Genomic DNA, 14,180 nt, shown 5'->3' with positions numbered 1-14,180 from the left:
GCGCGCCGCACAACCGACTTCACGTACTCGCCCGCGGGCGAATCGCATCTGACAGGAACCCGAAACGCATGACCAAGCAACGCAATCCGTGGCTCGCGCTGTACGCGCTGGTCGTCGGATTCTTCATGATCCTGCTCGATATGACCATCGTCGCGGTGGCCAATCCGACCATCATGCACGACCTGAACACCGACATCACCAAGGTCATCTGGGTGACCAGCGCGTATCTGCTCACCTATGCGGTGCCGCTGCTGGTCACCGGCCGGCTCGGAGATCGCTTCGGCCCCAAGAACCTCTATCTGATCGGCCTGGTGGTCTTCACCCTCGCCTCGCTGTGGTGCGGGCTGTCCGGCAGCATCGACATGCTGATCGCGGCCCGCGCGGTCCAGGGCCTGGGCGCGGCGCTGATGACACCGCAGACCATGGCCGTCATCACCCGCACCTTCCCGCCGGACAAGCGCGGTGCGGCGATGGGCCTGTGGGGCGGTGTGGCCGGACTGGCCACCCTGGTCGGCCCGATCCTGGGCGGTGTCCTGGTCGATCAGCTGGGCTGGAACTGGATCTTCTACATCAACGTCCCGATCGGCGTCGTGGCCTTCGCGCTGGCGGTGTGGCTGGTGCCCGCGCTGCCGGTGCACCAGCACAAGTTCGATCTGGTCGGCGTGGTGCTCTCGGCCGCCGGAATGTTCCTGCTGGTCTTCGGAATTCAGGAGGGCAACACCCGCAACTGGGATCGCTGGATCTGGACCATGATCATCGCCGGTGTGGTGGTGCTGGCCCTGTTCGTGGTCAACCAGGCCCTCAACAAGGGTGAGCCGCTGGTGCCGATGCGCCTGTTCCGCGACCGGAACTTCGCGTTGTCGAGCGTGGCGATCGCGTCGATGGGTGCGGCGATCACCGCCCTGATGGTGCCGGCCTACTTCTATCTCGAAGCGGTGCGGGAGTATTCGCCGACGCGGGCGGCGCTGGTTTTCGCGCCGATGGCGATCGTCACCGGTCTCACCGCGCCGTTCATCGGCAAGATCTCCGACCGGATGCCGCCGCGGATCATTCCGACCATCGGCTTCGTGTTGTTCGCGGCGTCGATCTTCGGATTCGCCACGTTGATGAAGCCGGACGGCTCGATCGTGGCGTTCATCGTGGTCGGCGGCGTCGCCGGTCTGTCCAACTCCTGCATCTGGGCGCCGCTGGCCTCGACCGCGACCCACAACCTGCCGATGGAACTGGCCGGCGCCGGCGCCGGTGTGTACAACACGACCCGGCAGATCGGATCGGTCCTGGGCAGTGCGGTGATCGCCGCGCTGGTCTCCAACCGGATGACCGCCCAGCATCTCGGCGGCGGCAAGTTCTCCGAGGGTTCGGGCTCGGCGAAGCTCCCGGCGTTCATCGTGCATCCGTTCAGCACCGCACTGAGCCAGTCGATGTATCTGCCGGCCGCGATCCTGCTCATCGGCGTCGTCGCCTCCGCACTGTTCGTCAGGACCAAGGACGACACCCTTGTCTTCGCCTCCGCCGAAACCGAAGGGGCCGCCGCACTTCCGGTCGGCGAGGCGCCGGCCGCCATCGCCACGGCGGCCGAGGTCGTCCCGGTCGATCGGGCGAACGTCGAGGTGCTCGCGCCCGCGGTCACCGGAGGCGAACAACCGCTGTCGGTGCGGGTGCACCGCGAGGACGGGCGTCCGGTGTCGGGCGCGGCGGTCACGCTGATCGATCAGCGCGGACAGCAGGTCGCCCGCGCCGCGGGTGGCGACAACGGCGTCTATCGCATCGCGGCGCCGACCGCCGGGCATTACGTCCTGATCGCCTCGGCCAGCGGCCATCAGCCCGCCGCTGTCAACGTGACCGCCGGTGACCGCCACGCGCTGTGGGAGCTGACCCTGAGCGGAAACGGCGAGCTGTCCGGTGTGGTCACGGCCGGTGGCGGGCATCCGCTGGCCGGGGTCACGATCACGCTCACCGATTCGCGCGGCGAGGTCGTCACGGCCGGGGTGACAGGCGGCGACGGCGCCTACACCTGCCAGGGCACCGTCGCGGGGACGTACACCCTGGTCGCCGTGGCCGAGGGCCGGCAGCCACACGCGGTGACGCTGACCGTTCCGGAGTCGGGCACGCTGCGCTACGACATCGAACTGGCCGCGACGGCGATGCTCACCGGCCGAGCCTGGTCGTCTTCGGATGTGGTCGCCGATGCCCAGGTGTCGGTACTGGATTCGGCCGGCCGGGTGATGGGCTCGGTATTCACCGACGCCGAGGGCAACTACCGCATCCCGGACCTGCCCGCGGGCGACTACACCGTCGTAGCCCGTGGATATCCCCAGGTCAGCAGCGAAGTATGGATCCACGGCGCAAACCTCACTCACGATGTGAACCTCGGTTACGAGGCCACCCCCGAGGCCGTGCCCGCCGAATACAGCAAGACCGGCTACGACGGGTCGCCCGACCGCTCGTGAGCCGGGGTCGCCACGGCGACTGGATCATCGCACCGGACGGTGACCGGCGAATCGCCGGTCACCGTCCGGTCTGCGGAATCGCCCAGATATGGGCCTCCACAAAGAATGCGGCGCGATTTCGCTCCCATAACTATGCCGCCGCTCGACGTCACAAGCTTGCAGCCGCTCGACCAACCCGGCTCCGAAAGCATGCCGCCACTCCAGCAACTCGACTCCGCAAGCATGCCGCCACTCGAACAGCCCACCCGATGACCGGTCGCGCCCTGGGACACGCCTCTGGTCACCCCACCCGGACGGAGATCGACGGGTAGCCGGTGGCGCCGTCCGGTACGACATCCTGCTGCTCGGAGGTCTGTACCTGGCCGGTGGCGTCGGTGGAGCGGGCGCGGATGGTGTGGGAGCCGGGGGTGGTGTTCCAGTCGTAGGCCCACTGGCGCCAGGTGTCGATGGAGGGGTCCGCGGCCAGGCGGGCGGGTTGCCATGGGCCGTCGTCGATTTGGACCTCGACGGCCTTGATGCCGCGATGCTGGGCCCAGGCCACGCCCGCCACGGTGACGGTGCCCGGCTTCGGATTCGCGCCGTCGTGCGGGGTGTCGATGCGGGTGCCGGTCTTGATCGGGCCGCGCTCGGACCAGCCGCGCTCGGTCCAATAGGCCCGTGCGCGATCGAATCTCGTGATCTCGATGTCGGTCACCCACTTGGTGGCCGAGACGTAGCCGTAGAGCCCGGGGACGACCAGTCGCACCGGATAGCCGTGTTCGATCGGCAGCGGCACGCCGTTCATGCCGATGGCCAGCATCGCGTCGCGGCCGTCGGTCACCGTGGCCAGGGGGCTGCCCGCGGTGAAACCGTCGACGCTGCGCGAGAGCACCATGTCGGCGTCCGCGTGCGGCCCGGCCTCGGCGAGCAGATCCGCGAGCGGGTATCCGAGCCACAGCGCGTTGCCGATCAGATCGCCGCCCACCGGATTCGACACACACGTCAGGGTCACCAGCCGCTCGATGGGCTTGCGAGCCTTCAGATCCGCGTAGTTCAACCGGATTTCGCGATCGACCATGCCGTGCACGCGCAGCGACCAGGTCTCGGCGCTGACCTGCGGGACGATCAGGGCGGTGTCGATGCGGTAGAAGTCGTGATTGGCGGTGAGATACGGAGTCAGGCCGGGGATTCGGAGATCCGCCGCGGGATCGACCGCCGGCAGCGGGGTGGGGGGCGCCGGCAGCTGGACGGTGGCGCGTTCGGCCGAGACGCTGTGCAGCGCGGAGCCGATGATCCGGCCCGCGGTCTCGGCGGCGGCGGCCACGACGCCGACGCCGACGATGCCGAAGAGCACTCCGCGGCGAGCCATGTCGTCCCGGCGTCCCGAAGCCGTTGCGCCGGTGCCGGTCTCGGGCCGATCGGCGTCGGTGTCCGGTCCGGCCGCTTCCTCGAGACCGGTGGCCGGTCCGGTCGCCTGCCCCGCCGGGGGCACGGCGGCCGACTCGTAGGCATCGACTCGCCGAATCAGCCAGCGCAGCACCACGATTGCCAACGCCACCCCGATCAGCGACGGCAGCGCCCACGTCCACGGGGCGGCGGGCCGATTCACGGCCACATAGGCGGCCACCACCCCGAAGACGCCGAGCAATACCGAACCCAGCGGCCGGCGCTGCTGCTCGATGCGCCCGGCGAATCCCGCCACGACGACCGCAACCGCCGTCATCAGGATGAACAGCACCAGCTTGTCGTTGGTGCCGACGATGCCGATGACCCATTCCCGCACCTTGTCGGGAGTATGGTCCACCACCGTGCCGCCCAGGGCGGTCATGGGCGCGCTGCCCGAGCCGACCGGCACCGCCACCAGCTCGGCCGCACCCACCGCAAGGCCCGCTGACACGATGCCGCAGGCCGTGCGGAATCCCGAGCCGGATCCGCCGCGCGCCGCCGCGGAGCCGGGCTTCCCGGCGCTACCGCGCAGGTCGAGGCCAGAAGACGTCATATGCCGAGCGTACTGCGGTATTCCACCGCCGAGACCGGCTCGCGGGACCGGAACCCGGGTCGTCACGGATTCGTCAGAAATACCCCTGCCCGCCCCGGATGAACCCGGGGGCGCCCGGCGTTCGTAGCCAAAGCGTGTGATTCCACGCACCGTGGTCGTTGCACGGTGTCTCCCCAGCTGCCTCTCAGGAATTGCGCGCTTAATGGATCCAGAGGGTTCCTGACCAAAAGGACGTGATGACCGTGTATCCGAATCAGGGGAGCTGGCCCGGGCAGCAACCGGGCCCGTACGGAGCACCTCCCGGCCCGTACCCGCCCCAGAACGGCCGCGGGCCGCGCCATGGCCGGAACTTCGCCGCCGTGGCCGCGCTCGTGCTCGCCGTCGCGGTGGGTATCGGCCTGGTGGCCGGGCGATTCGCCGTGCACGAGACGTCGTCGATCCCGCCGATGGCGCAATCGCCGGGCATCGTCACCCAGCCCATCGGTAACCAGACCGGTTCGGCGGATCTCACCGCCGCGGTCAACAAGGTCGTCCCGGGCATCGTCATCATCAACACCGAACTCGGATACCAGAACGGCACCGCCGCGGGCACCGGGATCGTGCTGAGCCCCAACGGCCAGGTCCTCACGAACAACCACGTCGTGGAGGGCGCCACCAAGATCTCGGTGACCGACGTTGGCAACGGCAAGACCTATGCGGGCACGGTCGTCGGCTACGACCGCACCAACGACATGGCCGTGGTGCGCATGTCGGGCGCCTCGGGCCTGCAGACCGCGCCGCTGGGCAATTCGGACAAGATCTCGGTCGGCGACAGCATCGTCGGCGTCGGCAATGCGGGCGGCACCGGCACCCCGACCGCGGCCGCCGGACAGGTCACCGCGCTGAACCAGTCGGTCACCGCGTCCGACGCCGGTGCGGGCACGGCCGAGCAGCTGACCGGGCTCATCCAGGTCGCGGCGAACATTCAGGAGGGCGACTCGGGTGGCCCGCTGATCAACAGCGCCGGACAGGTCGTCGGCATCGACACCGCCGCGTCGGCCGCGCAGGGCTTCCACCTCGGCGTGCCCGGCGGGCCGGGCATCGGCATCCAGAACGGGCAGCAGACCGGCGGTCAGGGCTTCGCCATCCCGATCAACAAGGCGGTCGGCATCGCCAAGCAGATCCAGTCCGGAAACGCCTCCGGCACCATCCACATCGGGCAGTCGGCCTTCCTCGGGGTCGGGGTCGCCGACGCCAACGGCGCGGGCGCGCTGGTGCGCAACGTCTTCCGGGGCGGATCGGCCGCGCAGGCCGGCATCGTCCCCGGCGACGTGATCACCGGCGTGAACGGCACGAACGTGGATTCCGCAACGGCGCTGACGAATACGATGGACCAGCATCACCCCGGCGACAAGGTGACGCTGCGGTACACCGATCCGAACGGGCAGAGCCAGTCCGGGCAGGTCACCCTCGCCCAAGGACCGGTCGGGTAATCGATCCGGGGGCCCGGCCACCCCGTGACATCCGGTAATCCTCCGATGTCACGGGATGGCGAGCCCGGCGCCCCGCGGCGCCCTCGTCGTCAACCCGTACACCCCGGCGACGGCTCGGTGCTTCGGTCCGGTTTCATCAACGCCCGGACCTGCGCGGCCGATTCGAGCGTGAGTGCCCACCTGGCCAGTGTCATGCACTCGGCGAGGGGCAGCTCGCGCACGGCCGCCTTGGTCAGCGCGACGGCCGGCGGGGCGACACTGAGTTCGGTGACGCCCAGGCCCAGTAGCAGCGGGATCGCGGCCGGATCCGCGGCGATCTCACCGCAGACCGCGACCCGGGTGTCCCCCGCGCCCTGGCAGACCTGGTCGATCAGGCGCAACACACCGGGGTCGAGTGGATCCGCCAGGGCCGCAACGGTGTCGTTACCCCGTTCGGCCGCCAGCGCATACTGGGTCAGGTCGTTCGTGCCGATGCTGAAGAAATCCACGTAGGGTGCGAACGCCGCGGCCTTGGCGGCGACCGCGGGAACCTCGACCATGATGCCGAGCTCGATCGAAAGATCCTGCGGGACAAGCTCGTTCAGTAACTCCCGGGCGGCGCGGACCTCCTCGACCACGCTGATCATCGGGAACATCACGCTCACCGGATGGTCGGCGGCGACCCGGACGATCGCGCGCAGCTGATCGCGCAGCAGCGCAGGATGGGCCAGGGCGAGCCGGATTCCGCGCAGCCCCAGGAAGGGGTTGGCCTCGCGCGGCTGCCGGATGTACGGCAGCGGTTTGTCGCCGCCGACGTCGAGGGTTCGCAAAATGACCCGGCGATCGCCGAAGGTGCGCGCGATCTCCCGGTACACCCGCTCCTGTTCCTCCACCGTCGGTGCGTGGTCCCGGTTCAGGAACAGGAATTCGGTTCGCACCAGTCCGGCCAGATCCGCGCCGGCCCGCACGGCGTCGGCCGCGTCCGCGACGCTGCCGACATTGGCGGCCACGTGGATCTCCGCCCCATCGAGGGTGTGTGCCGGCAGCCGCGCCGCCGCGTCCGCGACGCGCTGCCGCTCGCGCTGTTCGGCTGCGCGAGTGGTGAATTCCGCGAGGGTGCCCGGGTCGGGATCGACGACCAGTAGCCCGGTGCCGCCGTCGAATGCCACCGTGGTCCCCTCGGCCACGGTGAGCACGCGCGGTCCGGCGCCGACGATCGCGGGAATTCCCTTGGAGCGGGCCAGGATGGCGCTGTGTGCGGTCGGGCTCCCCTCGGCCAGCACGATTCCCGTGACGATCTCCCGGTCCAGCGCCGCCACCTGGCCCGGGGTCAGCTCGGCCGCGACCAGAATGCCGGGGCGGCCGACGGTGTCGCCGCTGTGGCCGAACAGCGCCATGAGCACCTGATCGCGCACCGCGCGGATGTCGGCGGCGCGCGCCCGCTGGTACTCGTCGGGCAGGCGCGCCAATTCGCCTGCGGCATCGTCGAATACGGCAGCCCAGGCACTCTCGGCCGCCGCGCCGCCGGCCACCCGGGCGCGGATCTCGCCGATCAGCTCGTCGTCGTCGAGCAGGAGCAGATGCGCCCGGAAGATGTCGGCCTCGGGTCCGGCGAGCCCGGAGGCGTCCGCGCGGTCGATATCGGCTTCGATCCGGTCGCGGGCCTGCGCGATCGCGGCGTCCAACCGATCCCGTTCGGCGTCGGGGTCCCCGGCAGGATCTCTCGGCAGCTCGAATTCGACCGTGTCCAGCCGCCAGGCGGGCCCGATCGCGATTCCCGCGGACGCCGGGAACGGGCCCGCGGTTCGTGCGGCCGGCACGCCGTCGATGCCCACCGCCGCGCTCGTGGACCGCTCTCCCGGCATCGGGGCACCCTCGGCGCCGATCCGGTTGCGCGTCACCGCGATCCGATCCGCAGCGGTGTCGCGGGCATCGGATTCCGTCGCCGCGATCGCGATGCCGTGCCCCGGGCCTGCACTCGGATCGAGTGACGACCCCTCGGCGGGCTCCTCGCCGAATCGATCCTCCGCCATCGCGACAACCCGGTCGACGACCGCCCGGGCGTCGGGACCGGTCGCGGAGATCTCGACCTCGTGCCCGGCCAGCACCCCGAGCGCCGCGACCCGGGTGAGGCTGATGCCGGAGGCCGGTCCCGCGCCGGTGGTCAGGTTGCGCAGCAGCACCCGCACCTCGCGGCCGCGGATCGCACCGACCAGCATGGATGCGGGGCGCGCGTGCAGGCCGTGCGCATTGGTCACCCGGAAGGTCGCCACCGCACTGCCGGCATTGTCCTCGATATCACCGCCGGAGCCGTTCGCGGATTCGGCCGACCGCACAGCATCGCGCCCGCGAGACGCGCCGAGGGTTCCGGAACTCTCTGCGGCAGAGTCGGATTCGCGCAGTGCGCCCGAGCGCACGGAAGTCGCGCCGACCGCGGCAACGTCCTGCTGCAGTTGAACCCGCTTGCCCAGCAGCGCATTGTCCGCCTCGTCGGCGGCCTCGTCCAGGTCGGCGCCGCCGGCCGCGGAGACCGCGGCGGCAATCAGTCCCTCGACGATGGGCGCCGCGCAAAGCCGCGTCCGATGGGGAGATTCCAGCAGGTCCAAGGCCAGCTCGGCCGAGAGCACGGCGCTGCCCAGATCCATCAGGATCAGCGCGCCGTCGCCGGAATCGGCGGCAGCGATGGCCTCGGCGACGGCGACGGCGTCGGTGCCGAGGGTGGTCTCGTCCAGGCCCGCGGCGATCTCGATGCGAACGGGCGCGCCGTGCAGCATCTCACCCGCCAGCGCGACAGCGGCCCGCGCCAGCGGATTACTGTGGGACACAATGACGATGCCGATCATGGGCACCACCCCGCGGCGGGCACGGTCCGCCCCGGCCCGGACACTCGGGACGACCTCGTATCAACCGGGTCGATAGCGAACTCACCCGCTCGGCAGCGGCACTCACCCGGCCGTGAGCACCGACACCGCAGCCAACGGGTTCCGATCCGCGCTGAACCCGTTGCGCGGCAGTCCGGGCGAGGCGCCGGAAAATCCTCAACTCGCTTGCCGACGCCCATCAGCCGGAGCCCGCGGGTTCCGGACCGCACCGAATCCGTTGCGCGGCAGTCCGGGCGAAGCGCCGGACAGTCATCAACTCGCCCGCCGACGCCCATCACCGCACCGCCCCGCGCGCCGCCCGGACCAGCAACACAGCACTGGTCGCGCCCGGATCCTGGTGTCCGACACTGCGTTCGCCCAGATAGGACGCGCGCCCCTTGCGCGCCTGCATGGGTATGGTCGCCGCGCAGCCCGCCTCGGCGGCCGCCACCGCGGCATCGAGCGCGTCGCCCAGATCCGCTCCGGCCGTGAGGCCCTCATCCAGCGCATCCGCCGCCGGCGCCAACGCGTCGAACATCGTCTTGTCGCCCGCTTCGGCCTTGCCGCGCGCCACCACGCCGTCGAGCCCGGCCCGGAACACCTTCGCGAAATCCGCCGTGCCCAGGGCATTCTCGCCGCAGGCCGCGGCGGCCCGCAGGAAGAAGGTGCCGTACAGCGGGCCGCTGGCGCCGCCGACCGAGCGGATCAGCACCATGCCCGCCTGTTTCAGCGCGGCGGCCGGGTCGGTGGGTGCGGCCTCGTCGAAGGCGGCGACGACCGCGGCCGTCCCCCGGCGCATATTGCTGCCGTGATCGGCATCGCCGATGGCCGCGTCGAGTTCGGTGAGGCGGTCGGCGTTCTCGTCGACGAGCGAGGCGAATTCGCGCATCCACCGGATCGGATCGAGATCCGTCATTGTCATACTCCCCAGCGCAAGGCCGGCGTGCGCACCGGCGCGTCCCACAGGTTCAGCAGGTCGTCGTCCACCTTCGTCAGGGTGACCGAGCATCCGGCCATCTCCAGCGAGGTGATGTAGGGGCCGACCAGCGAGCGGGCGATGACCACCCCGTGCCCGCGCAGGATCCGCGCCACCTCGTTGTACATCACATACAGCTCCAGCAGCGGCGTGCCACCCATGCCGTTGACGAAGCAGATGACGTTGTCGCCCCTGGTGTACGGCAGATCGGACAGGATCGGCTCCACGAGCATCGCGGCGACCTCCCGCGCCGGGGCGAGCGGCACGCGGTGCCGGCCGGGCTCGCCGTGGATGCCGATCCCGATCTCCATCTCGGTCTCGGCCAGCTCGAAGGTGGGCTTGCCCGCGGCGGGCACGGTGCAGGAGGTCAGCGCCATCCCCATGCTGCGCGAGTTCGCGTTCACCGCGTCCGCGACCTGCGCAACATGTGCGAGCGGGCGGCCCTGCTCGGCGGCGGCGCCGGCGATCTTCTCGAGAATCACCGTGCCGCCGACCCCGCGACGACCCGCGGTGTAGGTGCTGTCCTGCACGGCCACATCGTCGTTCACGACCACGGCCATCACCTCGGCGCCGGTCTCGGCGGCGGCGAGCTCGGCCGCCATCTCGAAGTTCATCACGTCGCCGGTGTAGTTCTTCACGATGTGCAGCACGCCCGCCCCGGAATCGACGGCCGCGGTCGCGGCGAGTATCTGGTCCGGCACCGGCGAGGTGAAAACCTCACCGGCACAGGCGGCATCGAGCATTCCGGGCCCGACGAACCCGCCGTGCAGCGGTTCGTGCCCGGATCCCCCGCCGGAGACCAGTCCCACCTTGCCGGGCGCGGGCGCATCGGCCCGCAGCACCAGCTTGTTCTTCTCGTCGACCCGCAGCTCGGGATGCGCCGCGGCGATCCCCGCGAGGGCTTCGGCGACGATGTCCGCCGGATCGTTGATGAGCTTCTTCACTGCACTCTCCTTCTCACGCGGCGGTTTCGGCCGGTTCGCGGACCGTTCCGACGGCATGGATGCGGGTCAATCCGTACGCTGCCACGGCGGCAGCGGCTCCGGCGAGGAATTCAGCGGTCAGATACACCGGAGCCTGGATCCAGGCGACGTGGCCACCCCACAGCTGCTGCACCAGCATCGGGCCCAGCGTCCGGGCGGGATTGATCGACGCGCCGGTGGCCGGGGCGACCTGCCCGGCGCCCACGCCCTGCCCGTAGGCCGCCACGCCCAGCCCGACCTCGCTGGCCCGGCGACCCAGCACGCCCAGGATCGCCAGCGATCCCAGGATGGATCCGGTCAGCTGCGCGGCCAGGTAGGCGGGCACCTCCCGCCACGGGAACCGCCTGGTCAGTGCCAGGGCCAGCGTCACCGCCGGGTTGATGTGATTACCCGAGACATGACCGAACGCGTACGCGGTCGCGACGACGACCGTGCCGAAGGCCAGTGAGATCATGCCGAGGTCTGCCATCGTGAAGGGCGCGTTACCGTTCACGATGAGGGTCGCCGGTACCGCGCCGACGCCGATGAATACGAGGAAAGCCGTGCCGAGCACTTCCGCCGCGAGCCGCTGCGGCGTCCGCATTCCATCCATGGGAAACTCCAGATGCATTTTCGAACTAGATTCGATAATGTCGAATGATGTTCGAAGAGTACGCGGGTGTTGCGTAGCTCACAAGACCCGGACCGCGGCGGATTTTCCGACGCCGGCCGGCACGGTCCACACGATCCATCGGATACGGGAGTCCGCATGATCCAATCGGTCGATCGAGCGGTACGAATCCTGTTCGCGCTGCAGGGTTCCCGCCGCATGACGCTCTCGGAGCTGGCCGGCGAGCTGGGCCTGGCCGCCACCACGGTGCACGGCATCGTCCGCACCCTGGCGGCCCACGGCGTCGTGGTGCAGGAGTACGGCGGCGGGCGGTATCAGCTCGGTCCGGCGGTGCTGCGCATGGGCAACGTGTACCTCGACACCCTGGACCTGCGCTCGCGCTCCCTCACCTGGGCCCACGAGCTGGCCCGCGGCACGGGCCTGGCCGTGCGCGTCGGCGTCCTGTTCGGCGACGACATCGTCATCATCCACCACGAGCCCCGCCCCGACGGCACCCGCCAGATGCCCGAGGTCGGCATCGAGATCCCCGCCCACGCCAGCGCGCTGGGCAAGGCGATCCTGGCGTTCCTGCCCCGCACCGAATCCGGCCCGCTGCGCAGCATGACCGGCGAGACGATCACCTCGGTCACGGCCCTGGCCGACCACCTGAAGCCGGTCACCGCCTCGGGTGTGGCCTACGAATGCGACGAGGCCGTGCTCGGCGAATCCTGCGTCGCCGGAACGGTTTTCGATCGAACCGGCGCCCCGGTCGGCGCGGTCGGGGTGGTCATCCCCACCACCGACTGGCCCGCCCCGGTGCCCACCATCGACGCCGTCCGCACCACCGCGCGCACCATCTCCCGCGAACTGGGCTCCACCCACTGGCCCGCACCCCGGCGGGACCAACCCGAGTAGCCACATCCGGCGAATCAGCCTCGCGCGGCGAGCATTCGGTGGCGCTGGAGCGAAAGCGCCGACGGCCCACCCGCACAAGCGGATGGGCCGTCGGATTCAGTTGTCACACAGCGAAACTCAGCTGTAGATCGCATCCACTTCGGCGGCGCAGTTCTTCATCACGACCGCGCGCTTCAGCGACATCTTCGGGGTGAGCTCGCCGCTCTCCTCGGTCCAGTCGACCGACAGGATGCGGATCTTCTTGATGGCCTCGGCGTGCGAGACGAGCTTGTTGGTCTCGGCCACGGCGACCTCGACGTCGGCCACCAGGTCCGGGTTCTCGATCAGCTTCTCGATCGGGGTGTCCGCGGGGAGGTTGTGGCGCTCCTTCCAGCCCGGCAGGGCCTCCTGGTCGAGGGTGATCAGGGCGCCGATGAACGGCTTGCCGTCCCCGACGACCATGACCTGGCTGATCAGCGGGTTGGCGCGCAGCGAATCCTCGAGCATGGCCGGGGAGACGTTCTTGCCGCCCGCGGTGACCAGGATTTCCTTCTTGCGGCCGGTGATGGCGACGAAGCCGTTGTCGTCGATGGCGCCCAGATCGCCGGTCTTGAACCAGCCGTCGACGAACGCGTCCTCGGTGGCCGCGTCGTTACCCCAGTAGCCGCTGAACACGACCGGGCCGCGAACCAGCAGCTCGCCGTCCTCGGCGATCTTCGCGCCGTGGCCCGGGAGCGGGTGCCCGACCGAGCCGACGCGGATGTGCGCGGGGGTGTTGACCGTGATGGCGGCGGTGGTCTCGGTCAGGCCGTAGCCCTCATAGATAATGACGCCGACACCGCGGAAGAAGTGCCCCAGCCGCGAACCCAGCGGGCCACCGCCGGACACCGCGGACTTGCACTGGCCGCCCATGGCCGCGCGCAGCTTGGAATACACCAGCCTGTCGAACACCGCGTGCTTGAGCTTGAGCACCAGCCCCGGCCCGCCGGTCTCCAACGACTGGCTGTACTCGATGGCGGTGTCGGCCGCGATGTCGAAGATCCGGCCCTGGCCACCGTCGTGCGCCTTCTGCTTGGCGCCGTTGAACACCTTCTCGAACACGCGCGGCACCGACAGGATGAAGTCGGGCTTGTACTGGCCGAACTGCTCGACCAGTGTGGACCAGTCGGCGGTGTGGGCCACGGTGACTCCGGCGTCGAAGGCCGCGAGGGCCACCGCGCGGGCGAAGACGTGTGCCAGCGGCAGGAACAGCAGCGACCGCTTGCCCGCGCGCAGCTGGTCCGGCATCGTCGAGCGATCCGCGGCGGACTCGGCATACAGGTTCGAATGCGAGAGCATCACGCCCTTGGGGCGTCCGGTGGTGCCGGAGGTGTAGATCAGCGTCGCCGGGGAGGCGGCCTTCACCTGCGCGCGGCGCTCGTGCACGATCGCATCGTCCAGCTCCGCGCCGCGAGCGGTCAATTCGGCGACCGCACCCTCGGACAGCAGCAGGGTCTCTTTCAACTCCGGCAGCGCCGAGGAGATCTCGCCGATCATTGTGTGCTGCTTGGCCGTCTCCACCACCAGCAGCTTGGTCGCGGAATCCTGCAGGATCCACTTGGCCTGCTCGGCCGAGGAGCTGTCGAAGATGGCGACGGTACAGCCGCCGGCCGCCCAGATGGCGAAGTCCAGCACCACCCAGTCGTACTGGGTGGAGGCCAGGATGGCGACGCGATCACCGAGTTCGATGCCCGAGGCGACCAGCCCCTTGGCCACGCCCGTGACGGCCTGCGCGAACTGCTTCGCAGTCACATCGGTCCAGCCGCCCTTGCCATCCGGCCTGTTGAACACCACCAGGCCGGGCGTGCGCTCGGCGTGCCGGAAGACGCTGTCAGAGACATTCACGTCCTCGGGGATGGTGTAGGTAGCCGGGACTTCGAACTCTCGCATCGGTGCCCTTCCACGTGGTTTACTCGCCAGTAATCTACGCCACTCGCGCGGCGGTCCCCTACCCGACCG

Annotated in this window: 9 protein-coding genes; 3 read left to right on the top strand and 6 right to left on the bottom strand. The window is 70.0% G+C overall.

Features of this window, described 5'->3' with window-relative positions:
• Positions 1–68: 68 nt before the first annotated feature.
• Complete coding sequence (locus KO481_RS44800; RefSeq protein WP_215918264.1) at positions 69–2,450, top strand: DHA2 family efflux MFS transporter permease subunit; 2,382 nt, start codon at positions 69–71, stop codon at positions 2,448–2,450.
• 280 nt (positions 2,451–2,730) lie between these two features.
• Here KO481_RS44800 and KO481_RS17770 read toward each other — a convergent pair whose 3' ends face one another.
• Positions 2,731–4,428 (bottom strand): molybdopterin-dependent oxidoreductase, encoded by a 1,698-nt coding sequence (locus KO481_RS17770; RefSeq protein WP_215918263.1) that lies wholly within the window; start codon positions 4,426–4,428, stop codon positions 2,731–2,733.
• A gap of 236 nt (positions 4,429–4,664) precedes the next feature.
• Here KO481_RS17770 and KO481_RS17765 point away from each other — a divergent pair, with 236 nt between their 5' ends.
• On the top strand, positions 4,665–5,900 hold the full coding sequence (locus tag KO481_RS17765) for a S1C family serine protease (RefSeq protein ID WP_215918262.1): 1,236 nt from the start codon (positions 4,665–4,667) through the stop codon (positions 5,898–5,900).
• Positions 5,901–5,989: 89 nt separating this feature from the next.
• Here the strand turns inward: KO481_RS17765 and ptsP are convergent, their stop codons facing one another.
• From ptsP to KO481_RS17745, 4 genes are all read right to left on the bottom strand, one after another.
• Positions 5,990–8,722 carry a phosphoenolpyruvate--protein phosphotransferase gene (gene ptsP, locus KO481_RS17760; RefSeq protein ID WP_215918261.1) on the bottom strand — a complete coding sequence of 911 codons (2,733 nt, stop codon included), beginning with the start codon at positions 8,720–8,722 and terminating at the stop codon, positions 5,990–5,992.
• A gap of 313 nt (positions 8,723–9,035) precedes the next feature.
• Positions 9,036–9,656, bottom strand: a complete 621-nt coding sequence (dhaL, locus tag KO481_RS17755) for a dihydroxyacetone kinase subunit DhaL (protein ID WP_215918260.1) — start codon at positions 9,654–9,656, stop codon at positions 9,036–9,038.
• A 2-nt stretch (positions 9,657–9,658) separates the two neighbouring features.
• A complete protein-coding gene (gene dhaK, locus KO481_RS17750) occupies positions 9,659–10,660 on the bottom strand; it encodes a dihydroxyacetone kinase subunit DhaK (RefSeq protein WP_215918259.1) in 1,002 nt (333 codons plus the stop codon).
• A gap of 13 nt (positions 10,661–10,673) precedes the next feature.
• Positions 10,674–11,291: an MIP/aquaporin family protein gene (locus KO481_RS17745; protein ID WP_215918258.1), complete on the bottom strand. Its 618-nt coding sequence runs from the start codon at positions 11,289–11,291 to the stop codon at positions 10,674–10,676.
• 156 nt (positions 11,292–11,447) lie between these two features.
• Between KO481_RS17745 and KO481_RS45010 the strand changes: the two genes are divergently transcribed.
• Positions 11,448–12,203: an IclR family transcriptional regulator gene (locus KO481_RS45010; protein ID WP_215918257.1), complete on the top strand. Its 756-nt coding sequence runs from the start codon at positions 11,448–11,450 to the stop codon at positions 12,201–12,203.
• Between the two features lie 117 nt (positions 12,204–12,320).
• Here KO481_RS45010 and KO481_RS17735 read toward each other — a convergent pair whose 3' ends face one another.
• Positions 12,321–14,111 (bottom strand): AMP-dependent synthetase/ligase, encoded by a 1,791-nt coding sequence (locus KO481_RS17735; protein ID WP_215918256.1) that lies wholly within the window; start codon positions 14,109–14,111, stop codon positions 12,321–12,323.
• Positions 14,112–14,180 lie beyond the last annotated feature (69 nt).

Source organism: Nocardia albiluteola (assembly GCF_018860155.1).
Taxonomy (GTDB): domain Bacteria; phylum Actinomycetota; class Actinomycetes; order Mycobacteriales; family Mycobacteriaceae; genus Nocardia; species Nocardia albiluteola.
Note: the sequence above shows the minus strand (reverse complement) of the source record. Positions and strands in the feature narration are given on the sequence as shown.

Bases quoted from the DNA above. Each gene is read 5' to 3' on its own strand.
- dhaL (WP_215918260.1), bottom strand. From the start codon at position 9,656: ATGACGGATCTCGATCCGATCCGGTGGATGCGCGAATTCGCCTCGCTC.
- KO481_RS17770 (WP_215918263.1), bottom strand. From the start codon at position 4,428: ATGACGTCTTCTGGCCTCGACCTGCGCGGTAGCGCCGGGAAGCCCGGC.
- KO481_RS44800 (WP_215918264.1), top strand. From the start codon at position 69: ATGACCAAGCAACGCAATCCGTGGCTCGCGCTGTACGCGCTGGTCGTC.
- KO481_RS17765 (WP_215918262.1), top strand. From the start codon at position 4,665: ATGACCGTGTATCCGAATCAGGGGAGCTGGCCCGGGCAGCAACCGGGC.
- KO481_RS17745 (WP_215918258.1), bottom strand. From the start codon at position 11,291: ATGGATGGAATGCGGACGCCGCAGCGGCTCGCGGCGGAAGTGCTCGGC.
- KO481_RS45010 (WP_215918257.1), top strand. From the start codon at position 11,448: ATGATCCAATCGGTCGATCGAGCGGTACGAATCCTGTTCGCGCTGCAG.
- KO481_RS17735 (WP_215918256.1), bottom strand. From the start codon at position 14,111: ATGCGAGAGTTCGAAGTCCCGGCTACCTACACCATCCCCGAGGACGTG.
- ptsP (WP_215918261.1), bottom strand. From the start codon at position 8,722: ATGATCGGCATCGTCATTGTGTCCCACAGTAATCCGCTGGCGCGGGCC.